The sequence below is a fragment of the Staphylococcus sp. SUC_1.2 genome (genome assembly GCF_026222585.1).
Genome location: NZ_JANJPM010000012.1, coordinates 20,730 through 38,227, shown reverse-complemented (window position 1 = coordinate 38,227; position 17,498 = coordinate 20,730). Strand labels below are relative to the sequence as shown.

The window sequence follows — 17,498 nt, the reverse complement described above, 5'->3', positions numbered from 1 at the left end:
AATAAATTATCTCTTTTTAAAATTTATGAAAAAACAGAATTAAATAATTGTATAAATTGATTTATAATAGTGTTATCAATCCGTTATATGAAATATTAGATTTTTGGATATTAATATTATAATTGCTAAGTTTTTTTAAAAGTTAGTATTTTACAAATAAATAATATATAATTTATAATGCGAATTATGTATAATTTTACAAAAGGCGAATAAAGGAGAAAAAATAAATGAGTCAAGAAGTAATTAAAATCCGAGGTGGTCAACCACTAAAGGGTGAAGTTACAATTAGTGGTGCAAAAAATAGTGCCGTAGCTATTATTCCAGCTACTCTATTAGCGCAAGGACAAGTGAAAATTGACGGTTTACCGCAAATCTCAGATGTTGAAACACTAGTGAGTTTATTAGAAGATTTAAATATTAAAACAAATCTTAATGGTAAAACATTAGAAGTTGATACAACAGACATTAAAAATGCACCGTTACCAAATAACAAAGTTGAATCTTTACGTGCTTCTTATTACATGATGGGAGCCATGTTAGGTCGCTTTAAAAAATGTGTGATTGGTTTACCAGGTGGTTGTCCATTGGGCCCACGTCCAATTGATCAACACATTAAAGGATTTAAAGCTTTAGGTGCTGAAATTGATGAATCAAGTGATACATCAATGAAAATAGAAGCAAAAGAATTGCACGGAGCCAACATCTTTTTAGATATGGTAAGTGTTGGTGCAACCATCAACATTATGCTTGCAGCTGTTCATGCAAAAGGGCAAACAACGATTGAAAATGCTGCCAAAGAACCAGAAGTAGTAGATGTAGCAAACTTTTTAAATAGCTTAGGCGCAAATATCAAAGGCGCCGGTACGAGTACTCTAAAAATCAGTGGTGTTGAAGAGTTACATGGAGCTGAATATCAAGTGATTCCTGATAGAATTGAAGCGGGAACGTATATGTGTATTGCCGCTGCTTGTGGTGACGAAGTAACAATTAAAAATATTGTACCTAAACATTTAGAAGCGCTCACAGTTAAACTAAATGAATTAGGTGTTGATATTGATATCGATGATGATAAAGAACAAATAGTAATTAAAGGTAAATCATCATATAAAAATGTAGATATTAAAACATTAGTATATCCTGGATTTGCTACTGACTTACAACAACCTATTACGCCTTTATTATTTATGACAGATGGTCCATCTTTCGTTACAGAAACGATATATCCAGCTCGTTTCCGCCATGTAGAAGAGCTCAAAAATATGGGAGCTAGTATTGAAGCAGATACGTCTACTGGTACTGCAACAATTAAACCTTCTAAACTTCAAGGTGCCAAAGTATATGCGAGTGATCTACGTGCAGGAGCTTGCTTGATTATTGCTGGATTACTAGCAGAAGGTGTTACAACAATTTATAATGTTAAACATATTTATAGAGGATATACAGATATCGTTAAACATCTTAAAGATTTAGGTGCGGATATTTGGACTGAACAAGTTTAATTATTTTTGATATACTTAAATATATTAATTGCTGAAGTATATTAAATACCTGCAATGTTTAAGAAGTTTTGAATAGAGGTGAAGACAATGGAAATCTGTCCATATCTCGAAGAAACCTTTAAAATTGTTGGTAGAAGTTGGAACGGTTTAATCATTAATTACCTATCTCGATGCGCTGATTATACTGCACACTTTTCCGATATGAAAAGGGATTTAAAAACAATTACTCCACGTGCATTAAGTATTAAGCTTACAGAATTAGGTGAGTGGGAATTAGTAGACAAAAAAGTCATTTCTACACGTCCTGTTTCTATCGTTTATGAGTTAACCGATAAAGGAAAAGCACTTGCTGAGGCTTTAAGACCAATTGAAGCATGGGCTAGAGATTACGTCACATTAGAACATAACGATTCAGTTAAATAATATAGTTAAAAGGTTGGAGTTTATATAAACTTTAACCTTTTAATTATGTTTAAATAACATCAAATCGGATATATATTAGACATACACATTCTTAAGGAGTGAATCATTGATGAGAAATTATACTCAACAATATATTAATGGTGAATGGATTGATAGTGAAAGTAACGAAACAATTGATGTAATTAATCCAGCAACAGAAGAAGTTATTGGAAAAGTTGCAAAAGGTAATGAAAAAGACGTAGAAAAAGCGGTTCAAGCTGCTCATGACGTATATTTAGAATTTCGCCATAGTTCAGTTGAAGAAAGAAAACAACTACTAGATAGAATAGTAGAAGAATATAAAAATAGAAAACAAGATATTATTGAAGCAATTACTGCAGAGTTAGGTGCTCCACTAACTGTTTCAGAAAATGTTCATTATCAAATGGGTTTACAACACTTTTCAGAAGCACGTAGAGCTTTAGATTCATTTGAATTTGAAGAACGTCGTGGAGATGATTTGGTAACTAAAGAAGCGATTGGCGTTTCTGGATTAGTTACACCATGGAATTTCCCAACTAATCAAACATCTCTTAAATTAGCAGCAGCATTTGCTGCAGGTAGTCCAGTTGTGTTAAAACCTTCTGAAGAAACACCATTTGCTGCAATAATTTTAGCTGAAATCTTTGAAAAAGCAGGCGTTCCTAAAGGTGTATTTAACTTAGTTAATGGTGATGGTGAAGGTGTAGGTAATCCATTAAGCGAACATCCTAAAGTTAGAATGATGTCATTCACTGGTTCTGGAGCTACAGGTTCTAAAATTATGGAAAAAGCAGCTAAAGATATCAAAAAAGTATCTCTTGAATTAGGTGGCAAATCACCATATATCGTACTTGACGATGTAGATATTAAAGAAGCTGCAAAAGCTACAACTGGAAAGGTTGTTAATAATACTGGTCAAGTATGTACTGCAGGAACAAGAATCTTAGTTCCAGAAAGTATTAAACAAGAATTCTTAACTGCCTTAAAAGAAGAGTTTAGTAATGTTAAAGTTGGCGATCCACTTGATAAAAATACTCAAGTAGGACCAATCATTAGTAAAAAACAATTCGACACAGTACAATCTTATATTGATAAAGGTATTGAAGAAGGCGCTGAATTATTATATGGCGGTCCAGGTAAACCAGAAGGATTAGATACAGGTTATTTTGCTAGACCAACTATTTTTGTAAATGTTAAAAATGATATGACTATTGCACAAGAAGAAATTTTTGGTCCAGTTGTTTCAGTAATCACATATAATGATTTAGACGAAGCAATCGAAATTGCTAATGATACTAAATATGGTTTAGCAGGATATGTAATTGGTAAAGATAAAGAAACGCTTCAAAAAGTAGCACGTTCAATTGAGGCAGGTAGAATTCAAATTAATGAATCTCCAAACGAACCTTATTTACCATTTGGTGGTTATAAACAATCTGGTATCGGTCGTGAATGGGGCGACTACGGAATTGAAGAGTTCTTAGAAGTAAAATCAATTGCTGGTTATTTTAAATAATTAAGTATAATGAAATATTTTAATATAAATACAGTTCATGGAATTGTTTTAGTTCCATGAGCTGTTTTATTTTTTGAAATTTAATAAAATCATTTTGTAATTAAATTAAAAATTTGCTATATTAATTCTAGTATTTAAGATGCTAACGTTTAAAACATTTAAGTTATAATCATTTAGATGATTTGACAATGCTAGTAGCTAGATGATTTTTATAAAAATATAAGAAATGGGTGCAATTTATGCCTGAAAGAGAACGAACATCACCACAATATGAATCTTTTCATGAATTGTATAAAAATTATACGACAAAAGAACTTACGCAAAAAGCAAAATCATTAAAACTAACTAATTATAGTAAATTGAATAAAAGTGAGCTTGTCTTGGCAATTATGGAAGCTCAAATGGAAAAAGATGGAAATTACTATATGGAGGGTGTTTTAGATGATATACAACCTGATGGATATGGTTTCTTAAGAACCGTTAATTATTCTAAAGGTGAAAAAGATATATATATATCAGCTAGTCAAATTAGACGTTTTGAAATTAAACGAGGCGATAAAGTAACTGGAAAAGTACGAAAGCCTAAAGACAATGAAAAATACTATGGACTTCTACAAGTTGACTTTGTTAATGATGAAAATGCAGAAGTTGTAAAAAAACGTCCTCATTTCCAAGCACTTACTCCGTTATACCCAGAGGAAAGAATTATTCTTGAAACAGAGCCTCAAAACTATTCTACTCGAATTATGGATTTAGTTACTCCAATTGGTTTAGGTCAACGTGGTCTTATTGTTGCTCCTCCTAAAGCTGGTAAAACGTCATTACTTAAAGAAATTGCAAATGCAATTAGTACAAATAAACCAGATGCTAAATTATTTATATTATTAGTAGGTGAACGACCTGAAGAGGTAACTGATATAGAGCGTTCAGTAGAGTCAGCAGAAGTAGTACATTCCACTTTTGATGAACCTCCTCAACACCACGTTAAGGTAGCAGAGTTATTACTAGAAAGAGCAAAACGTCTTGTAGAGATAGGACAAGATGTCATTATCTTGATGGACTCTATTACGCGTTTAGCAAGAGCATATAATCTTGTTATCCCGCCTAGTGGTAGAACATTGTCAGGTGGTTTGGATCCAGCATCCTTACATAAGCCTAAAGCATTTTTCGGTGCTGCGCGTAATATTGAAGCAGGTGGTAGCCTAACTATTTTAGCAACAGCTTTAGTAGATACAGGTTCACGTATGGATGATATGATTTATGAAGAGTTCAAAGGTACAGGTAATATGGAACTTCATCTTGATCGTAAATTATCCGAACGTCGAATATTCCCAGCTATTGATATTGGACGTAGTTCTACACGTAAAGAAGAATTATTAATTAGCAAGTCCGAATTAGACTCATTATGGCAACTTAGAAATATGTTTACTGATTCTACCGATTTTACAGAGCGTTTTATAAGAAAATTAAAACGTTCAGAAAATAACAAAGAATTTTTTGAACAATTGCAAAAGGCAGCCGCTGAAAGTACAAAAACAGGAAAACCAATTATCTAAAATATATGATTGAGGGTTGCGTTTTCCTTCAATAACTATTATAATTACACAGTATTGGGTAAAAACTCACAAATAACTCTGTTCCAGATGGTTCAGGGCAAAGGAGCTGAAAAAAATGAAACAAGGAATTCATCCTGATTACCACAAAGTCATCTTTTTAGATACAACAACTAACTTTAAATTCTTAAGTGGTTCTACTAAAACTTCTTCAGAAACAATGGAATGGGAAGATGGTAACGAATACCCAGTTATTCGCTTAGATGTATCATCTGATTCACATCCATTCTACACAGGACGTCAAAAATTCGCTGCTGCGGATGGTCGTGTGGAACGTTTCAACAAAAAGTTTGGTCTCAAATCAAACAACAATTAATTTTGAACTTAAAATGCCTGCCTAATCTATTATGTATAGAATTAAGCAGGTATTTTTTTATTTCTAAACTATTTTATTCATTTGTTCAATGATAACCCAGTAATAAACTCATTTATAATAAACGAAAATATGATATAATTAAGCGATTATGTTTTGAAAAAGGTGGAACTTATAATGTATGAAACTTACCATTCTGGTTGGATTGAATGCATTACTGGAAGTATGTTTAGTGGTAAATCGGAAGAATTAATTCGTCGATTAAGAAGAGGAATTTATGCTAAACAAAAAGTAATCGTATTTAAACCGGCTATTGATGACCGGTATCATAAAGAAAAAGTTGTATCACATGATGGTAATGAACTAGAAGCCATTAATATTTCAACAGCTAGAGAAATACTATTACAAAATTTATCTCAATTTGATGTCATAGGGATAGATGAAATTCAATTTTTTGATAATGAAATTGTACATATAGTAGAAAAGCTAGCTGAAGAGGGTCATAGAGTTGTAGTAGCAGGTTTAGACATGGACTTTAGAGGTGAACCTTTTGACCCCATGCCTCAAATTATGGCTGTAAGTGAACAAGTGACCAAATTACAAGCCGTTTGTGCAGTATGTGGTTCGTCATCAAGTCGGACGCAACGTTTAATCGATGGACAACCAGCAAGAATTGATGACCCAATTATATTAGTAGGAGCAAATGAAAGTTATGAGCCAAGATGCAGAGCACATCATATTGTAGCACCTAGCATCAATGACAAGGAGGAAATATAGTGTTTGATCAATTAGATATTGTTGAAGAAAGATATGAACAGTTAAATGAAATGTTAAGTGATCCAGAAATCGTCAACGATCCAGATAAATTACGAAAATATTCTAAAGAGCAAGCTGATTTACAGAAAACAGTAGATGTTTATAGAGATTACAAAAGTAAAAAAGAAGAAGTAGCAGAAATAGATGAAATGCTAACTGAAACAGATGATAAAGAAGAAATTGAAATGTTAAAAGAAGAAGCATCTGGATTAAAAAGTGAACTTCCTGAATTAGAAGAACAACTTAAATTCTTGTTAATTCCTAAAGATCCAAACGATGAAAAAGACGTTATTGTCGAAATTAGAGCAGCAGCTGGTGGAGATGAAGCAGCTATTTTCGCAGGCGATTTATTAAGAATGTATACAAAATATGCGGAATCTCAAAATTTTAAAACTGAAATTGTTGAAGCGGCAGAAAGTGATCATGGTGGATATAAAGAAATCAGTTTTTCAGTTTCAGGTAGTGGTGCCTATAGTAAGTTGAAATTTGAAAATGGTGCTCATCGTGTACAACGTGTGCCCGAAACAGAATCTGGAGGACGTATTCATACATCTACAGCGACTGTAGCTGTATTACCTGAAGTTGAAGATGTAGAAATTGAAGTGCGTAATGAAGATTTGAAAATTGATACGTATCGTTCAAGTGGTGCTGGTGGTCAACACGTTAATACTACAGACTCTGCTGTGCGTATTACACATATTCCAACCGGTATTATTGCAACGTCTTCAGAAAAATCACAAATTCAAAACCGTGAAAAAGCATTAAAAGTATTAAAAGCACGATTATATGATATGAAATTACAAGAAGAACAACAAAAGTATGCAGCTCAACGTAAATCAGCTATAGGGACAGGAGATCGTTCTGAACGTGTACGAACTTATAATTATCCTCAAAGTCGTGTGACAGATCATCGAATTGGTTTAACTTTACAAAAGCTCGACCAAATTATGGAAGGTAAATTGGATGAAATTATTGATGCATTAACACTTTCTGAGCAAACTGAAAAACTGAAAGAACTAAATAATGGCGAGCTTTAAAGATACCTTACAAGAAGCGATTGAATTAACAAAAGAAAAAGGATTTGAGCAATCTAGAGCGGAATGGCTGATGTTAGACTTATTTAAATGGTCTAGGACTGATTATTTAATGCATATGTATGATGAGATGTCTCAAGCTGAAGAAGCAAAATTTTCACTTGCATTAGACCGTATGTTATTAGGAGAGCCTATTCAATATATTGTTGGTTTTCAATCATTTTATGGATATCAATTACAAGTAAATTCTCAATGTCTTATTCCACGTCCAGAAACAGAAGAAGTTATGCTTCATTTTTTAAAGCATTGTAAAGATGGAAGTACAATTGCTGATATAGGAACAGGCAGTGGAGCGATTGCAATTGTACTTAAAAAACTAAATCCAACCTTAAATGTAATAGCCACAGATCTTATTGAAGATACTCTAGAGGTAGCATCTGATAATGCACATCAATTAAAAGCGGATATCAGATTTCTAAAAGGTAACGCCCTTAAACCACTTATTAAAGAAAATATTAAATTAGATGGCTTAATTTCAAACCCTCCTTATATTGATCAAACTGAGATGAAAGATATGGAAGATACGGTAGTAAAGTATGAACCTCATATCGCGTTATTTGCTGAGGATGAAGGGTATGAAATTTATGAGATGATTCTAGATGATTTACCAAAAGTACTTAATAAAGGGGCTTATGTAACTTTTGAAATTGGATATAATCAAGGAGAAATATTAAAAGCACGTATTATAAATAAATATCCGCATGTGAATGTAAATCTCTTGAAAGATATTAACGGATTAAATAGAATGATTTCATTTAAGTGGTAATAGTGGAGTGGGAAAGAAATGTATTATTTTCTAACCCACTTCTTTTTCTTTAATAATTTCACATATGTGAAAGGTGTGATCAAAGTGAAAACAAATATATGGAATATGAAAGATTATAGTCAAGATCCCCACACGTTTTCTCAATTAGCAGAAATAAAAACTATTTATGAAAATGGTGGCCTAATTGCGATACCTACTGAAACAGTGTACGGTTTAGGTGCCAATGCTAAAAATGAACAGGCAGTAGAAAACATTTATAAAGCCAAAGGACGCCCGTCTGATAACCCACTGATTGTTCATATTTACAAGCAATCACAAATGGATGCATTTGTATCAACTATCCCTAAGGAAGCTAAGAAATTAATGAATGCATTTTGGCCTGGCCCAATCTCGTTTATTCTTCCTTTAAAACAAGGATATTTATGTGAGAAAGTGACAGGTGGTCTTAATTCTATTGCTGTAAGAATGCCAAGTCATCCAATTGGAAGAGCCATATTAGAATATGTTGATTTACCAATCGCAGCACCCAGTGCAAATATAAGTGGAAGACCTTCTCCAACGACATTTCAACATGTTTATAATGATTTAAATGGAAAAATAGATGGTATTGTGAATGGCGATCAAAGTGAAGAAGGCTTGGAGAGTACAGTTTTAGATTGTACCCAATTTCCTTTTAGAATAGCAAGACCAGGATCAATTACTCAAACAATGCTTAATCAGGTGGTACCTCACAGCGTCATTCAATATGATTATAATCAATTAGAACGTCCCATAGCACCAGGTATGAAATATAAACACTATGCACCTAAAACACCTGTATATATGTTAACTGAATTGACACAACCTATTTCTGAGTTAAATGAATCAGGGTTAGCATTTGTTTTACCTTCTAGTATGAAAAAGTATGTACCTAAAGATGGTATATTTATCTCTCTTTGTGAAAATCAAAGAGATGTTAAAGGGGCTAATCATAACTTATATAAAATTTTACATGACATTGATGATGATGAACGAATAAAAAAAGCATTTATTTATACTTTTGATAATATTGAAGGTTCTGAAGCAGTTATGAATCGTATGCTAAAAGCAACGGGAAATCAAATAGTTAAAGGAAGAGAATTATGAAGATAATATTTGTATGTACTGGAAATACTTGTAGAAGTCCTATTGCTGAAAGTATAGCTACAGCGCTTCTACCTAACGATTCTATTCAATCACGTGGATTATTTGCAATGAATGGACAATCCATTACTCCTGAAGCATTAGAAGTTATTTTAGAAAATAATTTACCAGAACCTTCTGTATCTCAAACATTCAGTCAAGATGACTTAAAAAGTGATTTAATTTTAACAATGACCAATAGTCATAAACGACAGTTAATCAGTCAATTTGGGACAGAATATCCTATTTATACATTATGTGAGTATGTATCAGAAACAGGTGAAATAGATGATCCATTTGGCGGTAGTATAGATACCTATCGTCACACATTTAATCAATTATATTCTCTTATTAGCAAATTGAAACACGAAGAATAAAGAGAAATATTACGCTAATAGTATAAGTTGAGTAATAAATAAGTTATAATAAAGAAGTATAGCTTGTCAGCTATGCTTCTTTTTATCTTTGCAAGTGAGGTGAAATAATATGCAAGAACTTACAACTTTACTGGATGAATTGAAAACTCAATCGTTTTTCAAAAAAGATGAGATTTGTGTGATAGGATGTTCAACTTCTGAAGTAATTGGGGAAAAAATTGGGTCAGTTGGTTCAATGGAAGTTGCTGAAACTATTTTTAATGAATTGGAACATATAAAACGTGAAACGGGCGTTTCATTTGCGTTTCAAGGTTGTGAACATATTAATAGAGCGATTACAATTGAGCGTGAAGATTATAATCCATTTACTATGGAAGAAGTAACTGTTGTACCAGATGTTCATGCAGGAGGAAGTCTTGCTACATATGCCTATCAACATATGAAAGATCCAATAGTCATTGAATATATAAAAGTGCCTAAAGGTATTGATATTGGTCAAACGCTTATTGGAATGCACATTAATCATGTTTGTGTTCCGTTGAGAACAAGCGTTAAAAAAGTTGGTGAAGCTACAGTTACAATCGCTACTTCAAGACCAAAAAAAATTGGTGGAGAAAGAGCTAAATATGAATAAGTTCTAAAGGAAGAAGGGGAATATATGTCTTATATTAAAGAACAAGATCACATTATTTATGAAGCCATTCAAAATGAATACAACCGTCAAAACAATAATATTGAGCTCATTGCTTCAGAGAACTTCGTTTCAGAAGCGGTAATGGAAGCGCAAGGATCTGTAATGACAAATAAATATGCAGAAGGCTATCCAGGTCGTCGTTACTATGGTGGTTGTGAATATGTTGATGTTACGGAAACAATAGCTATTGAACGTATCAAAGCTTTATTCGGAGCTGAACATGCAAATGTACAACCCCATTCAGGTTCTCAAGCTAATATGGCAGTGTATTTAGTTGCTTTAGAGATGGGAGATACTGTGCTTGGAATGAATTTAAGTCATGGTGGTCATTTAACTCACGGTGCTTCAGTTAATTTTAGTGGTAAGTTTTATAACTTTATCGATTATGGCGTAGATAAAGAAACTGAAAGAATTAATTATGATGAAATTCGTGAATTGGCACAGAAACATAAGCCTAAATTAATTGTAGCTGGTACGTCAGCGTATTCTAGACAATTAGATTTTAAGAAATTTAAAGAAATTGCTGATGAAGTTGGTGCTAAATTAATGGTTGATATGGCACACATTGCAGGTTTAGTAGCAACTGGATTACATCCTAATCCTGTAGAATATGCTGACTTTGTTACCAGTACAACTCATAAAACGTTGAGAGGACCACGTGGAGGCCTGATTCTTTGCAAGGAAAAGTATAAAAAAGAGATAGATAAGACAATATTTCCTGGAATTCAAGGTGGACCACTAGAACATGTGATTGCTGCAAAAGCTGTTGCTTTTGGAGAAGCTTTAGAACCAGGTTTCAAAGTGTATCAAGAACAAGTCATTAAAAATGCTAAAACTTTAGCTGAAACACTTCAAAATGAAGGATTTAGAATTGTTTCAGGAGGTACAGATAATCATCTAGTTTCAGTAGATGTGAAACAATCAGTTAATTTAACGGGTAAACAGGCTGAAGAAACATTAGATTCAATTGGTATTACATGTAATAAAAATACAATACCTTTTGATCAGGAGAAACCATTCGTTACAAGTGGAATTAGACTAGGCACTCCTGCTGCAACGACGCGTGGTTTTGATGAAGTAGCATTTAAAGAAGTAGCTTTAATTATCAGTACAGCATTAAAAAATTCAACTGACCAAGCAAAATTGAAAGAAGCTAGTGATAGAGTAAAACAATTGACTCAACAATATCCGCTATATGAATAACAACATAAATGGAGGAAATGAATTATGAGTAAAGTACATGTATTTGATCACCCACTCATTCAACATAAATTGAGTTACATTCGTGATAAAAATACTGGAACAAAAGAATTTAGAGAGCTTGTTGATGAAGTAGGTATGCTAATGGCATATGAAGTTACAAGAGATTTACAATTGCAAGATGTAGAAATTGAAACACCTGTAACAACTATGACAGCAAAACGATTAGCTGGAAAAAAATTAGCAATTGTACCTATTTTAAGAGCAGGATTAGGGATGACAGATGGTGTATTAAGCTTAGTTCCAGCTGCTCGTGTAGGACATATTGGTTTGTATCGTGATCCTAAAACATTAAAAGCAGTAGAATATTTTGCTAAATTACCTCAAGATATCGATGAACGTGAAATTATAGTAGTTGATCCAATGTTAGCTACAGGCGCTTCAGCAATCGAAGCAATCAATTCACTAAAAAATCGAGGTGCAAAGAATATTCGTTTTATGTGTTTAATTGCCGCACCTGAGGGTGTTGAAAAAATGCAAGAAGCGCATGAAGATGTTGATATCTATATTGCAGCTTTAGATGAAAAACTTAATGAAAAAGCATATATTACACCTGGTTTAGGAGATGCTGGGGATAGATTATTTGGTACTAAATAGTACTATAGGAGTAAATATTATGAGAAAGATTATGACAGTCTTTGGTACAAGACCGGAAGCAATTAAAATGGCACCTTTAGTTAAAGCACTTGAAAAAGATTCAATGCTAGAACCAATTATTGTTGTAACTGCTCAACATAGAGAAATGCTTGATTCAGTTTTAAAAACATTCAACATAAAACCACATTATGATTTGAATATCATGAAAAAAGGGCAAACTCTTTCAGAAATAACAGCTAAATCTATTATTCAACTTGAGCAAATTATGAAAAAAAAATGTCCAGATATGGTACTTGTTCATGGTGATACAACAACTACTTTTTCTGGTGCATTAGCAGCATTTTATAATCATATATCTGTAGGCCACGTAGAAGCTGGTCTTAGAAGTGGGAATAAATATGCGCCTTTTCCAGAAGAAATAAATCGGCAGATGGTTAGTAATATTGCCGATTTACACTTTGCTCCTACTATTGGTGCAAAACGCAATCTAATTCAAGAAAACAAAGATAAGACATCTATAGTGATTACTGGCAATACTGCCATTGATACACTAAATTTTACAATTAATAAAAATTATACTTCTGAGTTGATAAAAAAGCATAAAAATAAAAAAATTGTATTGCTGACCGTTCATCGTAGAGAGAATATTGGAAAACCTATGGAACATATTTTCAAAGCAGTTAGAGATATCGTTGAAGATATTGAAGACGTTGTAGTAGTTTTTCCTTTACATATGAATCCCGAAGTTAGAAAACTATCATACGCTTATTTAGAAAATCATCCAAGGATAGAGCTTATTGAACCATTAGATGTTGTCGATTTTCATAATTTTGCTAATCATGCTTATTTAATTTTGACTGATTCTGGAGGCATTCAAGAAGAAGCACCATCATTAAATAAACCAGTTTTAGTTCTTAGAGATGTAACTGAAAGATCTGAAGGTGTAGAAGCTGGAACATTAAAAGTAATTGGAACAGAGTATACACATGTGTATCAAGAAATAAGAAAATTATTAAAGAACAAACAAGTTTATAATAATATGGCCTATGCTCAAAATCCTTATGGAGATGGAAAGGCATCTGAACGTATATGTGATAGTATTAAATACTATTTAGGATTAACTGAAGAAATACCTAAAGAATTTGAAAAGTTAAAAAATTGTTGATTTATTTGTGAACATTTTATGACAATATCGGTGTTGAATTCAACAACAATTTGAATAGAATTGACACATAAATTACCCTATATTATTATTAAAATTGTATGAGTGGAACGGTTTCCATGATTGTCATAAGTTTTGGAGGCACAAAGAATGAAACGGTTCAGCATCATATTTAGACAATTCATTCAATATTACATTTATTTTTTAATATTGTTAAGTATTTTGTATTTTATTAAATCTAATTCTTTTTTATTAGGCTTAATAATTGGGACACTTGGGTCTCTAATCAACACATACATTTTTGAGATATATCTTTCTAGGGCAAAACAACCAGATAATATACATATTTCTACAGGTAATGTATGGAGATACTTAGTCGCAATTATTGCATGTATAGTATGGGTTGTCTTTAAAGAGAATGTAAATATCATTGGTATAATGATAGGCCTTATGATTTCTTATGTATTAATCATTTTTCGCCCTCTCTTGCTAAAATAGTAAACTATATACAGAAAGAGGTGAGTACATGGATCACAAATCCCCACTCGTAAGTTGGAATGTGTTTGGATTTGATATTGTTTTCAACTTAGCAAGTATTATGATGCTTATTATTACTGCTATTATTGTTTTTATAATAGCTATTGTTTGTACGCGTAATCTTAAGAAAAGACCTAGTGGCAAACAAAACTTTATCGAATGGATTTTCGATTTTGTAAGAGGCATTATTGAGAGTAACATGGCTTGGAAAAAAGGTGGTCAATTTCACTTCTTGGCGGTAACATTAATTTTATTTATTTTTGTTGCCAATATGCTAGGTTTACCATTTGCAATTGTTACACATGATCATTATTTATGGTGGAAATCTCCAACTGCTGACGCGACTGTAACGTTGACGTTATCTACGATGATGATTTTATTAACACATTACTATGGTGTTAAAATGCGTGGAACAAAAGCATATGTTGGTAATTACTTTAAACCTTTCTGGCCATTAGCAATTATTAATGTCTTTGAAGAATTCTCTTCAACATTAACACTAGGTTTACGTCTTTACGGTAATATTTTTGCTGGTGAGTTACTATTATCACTATTAGCTGGCCTGTTTTTCCAAAACGGCTGGGGCTGGATAATTAGTATTCCTGGCTTAATTATATGGCAAGGATTCTCAATCTTTGTCGGTACAATCCAAGCATATATCTTTATTATGCTATCTATGGTTTACATGTCCCATAAAGTTGCGGACGCACATTAACATAAACAAACATTTTAGGAGGAATTATTAATATGGGTTTAATCGCAGCAGCAATTGCAATCGGTTTATCAGCATTAGGTGCTGGTATCGGTAACGGTCTTATTGTTTCTAGAACAGTTGAAGGTGTAGCACGTCAACCAGAAGCACGTGGTCAATTAATGAGTATTATGTTCATTGGTATTGGTTTAGTTGAAGCATTACCAATCATCGGCGTTGTTATCTCATTCATGACATTATTCAGATAAGAAATGTTCGAGGCGAAGTCTCTTTGATCTTCGCCATTCGTTTTATTTAGTGGCAAAGTGATGATTAATAATGAAAGGAGTGTCAAATGCCAGTGAACGCATTAACTAATTCATTTGTTTTAGGTGCAACTACAGGTGGCGTTGAATGGGGAACAACAATTGTTACAATTATTACATTTATAATCCTATTAGCGTTATTGAAAAAATTTGCTTGGGGTCCATTAAAAGAAGTAATGGATAAACGTGAACGCGATATCAATAGAGATATTGACGAAGCTGAAGAAGCAAAATTGAATGCACAAAAACTTGAAGAAGAAAATAAAAAGACACTTAAAGAAACACAAGATGAAGTTCATCATATTCTTGAAGATGCAAGAATTCAAGCACGTAAACAACATGAAGAAATTATTAAAGATGCACATGAACGTGCAAACGGTATGATTGAAACAGCACAAAGTGAAATCAACAGTGAAAAAGAACGCGCTCTTGCAGATATTAATAATCAAGTTTCTGAGTTATCTGTTTTAATAGCTTCTAAAGTTTTACAAAAAGAAATTTCAGAACAAGATCAAAAAGGTCTCGTTGATAAGTATCTTAAAGAGGCAGGCGATAAATAATGGCAGATGTAGCAAAAAAATATGCTAAAGCTTTATTTGATGTCTCTATAGATAAAGATCGATTAGATTTAATGTATGAAGAATTACAAGAAGTTAGTCATGCAACTTTAAATTACATTGATGATTTAAAAGCAATTGATTCAAATCCTAATCAGCCTGCTTCTGAACGACGTAAATTCGCAGGTATTGTATTTGGGGATGCGAACTATTACTTAAAAAATATGCTAATGATTTTAGCAAATAATCGTCATTTAGCGCTTATCCATTCTATCTTTAAAGAATTTAAACATTTGTATGACCATCATTATAATCAAGGTGATGCTTTGGTTGAATCTGTATATCAATTGAATGAAGAAGAATTATCTCGTATTGAAAGAGTAATTCTTAACAAAACTAAATTGTCTAAAGTACATATTACAACTAAAATAAATCCTAACTTAATTGGCGGTTTTAGAGCAAAAGTTGGGACTACTGTATTAGATGGCAGTATAAAAAATGATTTAGAACAAATAGAGCGTAAATTTAAAAGAGTTAATTAAAAAAGAGGAGTGACATAGATGGCCATCAAAGCTGAAGAAATCAGTGCATTACTTCGCTCACAAATTGAAAACTATGAGTCAGAAATGTCTGTTGATGATGTAGGTACCGTCCTTCAAATTGGTGATGGTATTGCATTAATTCACGGATTAAATGATTGTATGGCTGGTGAGCTTGTAGAGTTTTCAAATGGAGTGCTTGGTTTAGCACAAAACCTTGAAGAATCAAATGTGGGTGTCGTAATCTTAGGACCTTATAGTGAAATTAGAGAAGGCGACGAAGTTAAACGTACTGGCCGTATCATGGAAGTGCCAGTAGGTGAAGAACTTATCGGACGTGTTGTAAATCCACTTGGTCAACCAATTGATGGACAAGGTCCTATCAATTCAACTAAGACACGCCCTGTTGAGCAAAAAGCAACAGGTGTTATGGATCGTAAATCAGTTGATGAACCATTACAAACTGGTATTAAAGCGATTGACGCATTAGTACCAATTGGTCGTGGACAACGTGAGTTAATCATTGGTGATAGACAAACAGGTAAAACAACGATTGGTATTGATACAATTTTAAACCAAAAAGGTTTAGATACAATTTGTATTTATGTAGCTATTGGTCAAAAAGATTCAACAGTACGTGCAAACGTTGAAAAATTACGTCAAGCTGGTGCTTTAGACTACACAATTGTTGTATCTGCATCAGCAGCGGAACCAGCACCATTATTATACATTGCCCCTTATTCAGGAGTAACAATGGGTGAAGAGTTCATGTTTAATGGAAAAAATGTACTTGTTGTATATGATGATTTAACTAAACAAGCAGCAGCTTATCGTGAATTATCATTATTATTACGCAGACCTCCAGGTCGTGAAGCATATCCAGGGGACGTCTTCTACTTACACAGTAGATTGTTAGAAAGAGCAGCTAAATTAAGCGATGCATTAGGTGGCGGTTCAATTACAGCTTTACCTATCATTGAAACACAAGCTGGAGATATCTCTGCATATGTTCCAACTAACGTAATTTCAATTACTGACGGACAAATTTTCTTACAATCTGATTTATTCTTCTCAGGTGTACGACCTGCGATCAATGCCGGTCAGTCTGTATCACGTGTTGGTGGTTCAGCACAAATTAAAGCAATGAAAAAAGTTGCCGGTACATTACGTTTAGATTTAGCATCTTATCGTGAGTTAGAATCATTTGCACAATTTGGTTCTGATTTAGACGAATATACTGCTAGAAAATTAGAACGTGGTAAACGTACGGTTGAAGTTTTAAAACAAGATCAAAACAAACCACTTCCTGTTGAAAATCAAGTGTTAATTATTTATGCCTTAACAAAAGGTTATTTAGATGACATTCCTGTAGAAGACATTACACGTTTTGAAGATGAATTAAATAGTTGGTCTAAATCAAATGCTTCAGAATTATTAGGAGAAATCAGAGAAACTGGTAACCTTCCTGATGATGCTAAATTTGAATCAGCTATTAATGAATTTAAGAAAAGTTTTAGCAAGTCTGAATAACTAAAC

Annotated in this window: 20 protein-coding genes; all 20 read left to right on the top strand. The window is 32.9% G+C overall.

Features of this window, described 5'->3' with window-relative positions; translation table 11 throughout:
* Positions 1–227: 227 nt before the first annotated feature.
* The gene (locus tag NR218_RS05780) at positions 228–1,499 is read left to right on the top strand and encodes a UDP-N-acetylglucosamine 1-carboxyvinyltransferase (protein ID WP_019835606.1); all 1,272 of its coding nucleotides are present in this window, start codon (positions 228–230) and stop codon (positions 1,497–1,499) included.
* A gap of 87 nt (positions 1,500–1,586) precedes the next feature.
* Entirely contained in the window at positions 1,587–1,922 is a 336-nt protein-coding gene (locus NR218_RS05775) for a winged helix-turn-helix transcriptional regulator (RefSeq protein WP_002488141.1), read from the top strand.
* A 109-nt stretch (positions 1,923–2,031) separates the two neighbouring features.
* Positions 2,032–3,459: an aldehyde dehydrogenase family protein gene (locus NR218_RS05770; RefSeq protein WP_017175119.1), complete on the top strand. Its 1,428-nt coding sequence runs from the start codon at positions 2,032–2,034 to the stop codon at positions 3,457–3,459.
* 239 nt (positions 3,460–3,698) lie between these two features.
* Positions 3,699–5,015 (top strand): transcription termination factor Rho, encoded by a 1,317-nt coding sequence (rho, locus tag NR218_RS05765; RefSeq protein WP_017175120.1) that lies wholly within the window; start codon positions 3,699–3,701, stop codon positions 5,013–5,015.
* Positions 5,016–5,130: 115 nt separating this feature from the next.
* The gene (locus NR218_RS05760; RefSeq protein ID WP_002448672.1) at positions 5,131–5,388 is read left to right on the top strand and encodes a type B 50S ribosomal protein L31; all 258 of its coding nucleotides are present in this window, start codon (positions 5,131–5,133) and stop codon (positions 5,386–5,388) included.
* Positions 5,389–5,562: 174 nt separating this feature from the next.
* Entirely contained in the window at positions 5,563–6,162 is a 600-nt protein-coding gene (locus tag NR218_RS05755; protein ID WP_017175121.1) for a thymidine kinase, read from the top strand.
* Positions 6,162–7,238 carry a peptide chain release factor 1 gene (gene prfA, locus NR218_RS05750; RefSeq protein ID WP_061544548.1) on the top strand — a complete coding sequence of 359 codons (1,077 nt, stop codon included), beginning with the start codon at positions 6,162–6,164 and terminating at the stop codon, positions 7,236–7,238. Before NR218_RS05755 ends, prfA begins: the two co-directional genes overlap by 1 nt.
* Entirely contained in the window at positions 7,225–8,061 is an 837-nt protein-coding gene (prmC, locus tag NR218_RS05745; RefSeq protein WP_070859296.1) for a peptide chain release factor N(5)-glutamine methyltransferase, read from the top strand. Before prfA ends, prmC begins: the two co-directional genes overlap by 14 nt.
* An 84-nt stretch (positions 8,062–8,145) precedes the next feature.
* Positions 8,146–9,186, top strand: coding sequence for an L-threonylcarbamoyladenylate synthase (locus tag NR218_RS05740; RefSeq protein ID WP_019835609.1), 1,041 nt, complete (start codon positions 8,146–8,148; stop codon positions 9,184–9,186).
* A complete protein-coding gene (locus NR218_RS05735) occupies positions 9,183–9,599 on the top strand; it encodes a low molecular weight protein arginine phosphatase (RefSeq protein ID WP_265883279.1) in 417 nt (138 codons plus the stop codon). Before NR218_RS05740 ends, NR218_RS05735 begins: the two co-directional genes overlap by 4 nt.
* Before the next feature lie 109 nt (positions 9,600–9,708).
* Positions 9,709–10,233, top strand: coding sequence for a TIGR01440 family protein (locus NR218_RS05730; protein WP_265883278.1), 525 nt, complete (start codon positions 9,709–9,711; stop codon positions 10,231–10,233).
* A gap of 24 nt (positions 10,234–10,257) precedes the next feature.
* Positions 10,258–11,496, top strand: a complete 1,239-nt coding sequence (gene glyA / locus NR218_RS05725; protein WP_265883277.1) for a serine hydroxymethyltransferase — start codon at positions 10,258–10,260, stop codon at positions 11,494–11,496.
* Positions 11,497–11,520: 24 nt separating this feature from the next.
* Positions 11,521–12,150, top strand: coding sequence for a uracil phosphoribosyltransferase (gene upp / locus NR218_RS05720; RefSeq protein WP_017175128.1), 630 nt, complete (start codon positions 11,521–11,523; stop codon positions 12,148–12,150).
* A 19-nt stretch (positions 12,151–12,169) separates the two neighbouring features.
* Positions 12,170–13,315, top strand: a complete 1,146-nt coding sequence (wecB, locus tag NR218_RS05715) for a non-hydrolyzing UDP-N-acetylglucosamine 2-epimerase (RefSeq protein WP_265883276.1) — start codon at positions 12,170–12,172, stop codon at positions 13,313–13,315.
* A 147-nt stretch (positions 13,316–13,462) separates the two neighbouring features.
* Positions 13,463–13,810, top strand: a complete 348-nt coding sequence (locus NR218_RS05710; protein ID WP_017175130.1) for an ATP synthase subunit I — start codon at positions 13,463–13,465, stop codon at positions 13,808–13,810.
* Between the two features lie 28 nt (positions 13,811–13,838).
* Positions 13,839–14,564, top strand: coding sequence for a F0F1 ATP synthase subunit A (atpB, locus tag NR218_RS05705; protein ID WP_002448665.1), 726 nt, complete (start codon positions 13,839–13,841; stop codon positions 14,562–14,564).
* A 32-nt stretch (positions 14,565–14,596) separates the two neighbouring features.
* On the top strand, positions 14,597–14,809 hold the full coding sequence (gene atpE, locus NR218_RS05700) for a F0F1 ATP synthase subunit C (protein WP_002448651.1): 213 nt from the start codon (positions 14,597–14,599) through the stop codon (positions 14,807–14,809).
* An 86-nt stretch (positions 14,810–14,895) separates the two neighbouring features.
* Complete coding sequence (locus NR218_RS05695; RefSeq protein ID WP_017175131.1) at positions 14,896–15,426, top strand: F0F1 ATP synthase subunit B; 531 nt, start codon at positions 14,896–14,898, stop codon at positions 15,424–15,426.
* Positions 15,426–15,965 (top strand): F0F1 ATP synthase subunit delta, encoded by a 540-nt coding sequence (locus NR218_RS05690; protein ID WP_017175132.1) that lies wholly within the window; start codon positions 15,426–15,428, stop codon positions 15,963–15,965. Before NR218_RS05695 ends, NR218_RS05690 begins: the two co-directional genes overlap by 1 nt.
* Positions 15,966–15,983: 18 nt before the next feature.
* Complete coding sequence (gene atpA, locus NR218_RS05685; RefSeq protein WP_017175133.1) at positions 15,984–17,492, top strand: F0F1 ATP synthase subunit alpha; 1,509 nt, start codon at positions 15,984–15,986, stop codon at positions 17,490–17,492.
* Positions 17,493–17,498: the final 6 nt, after the last annotated feature.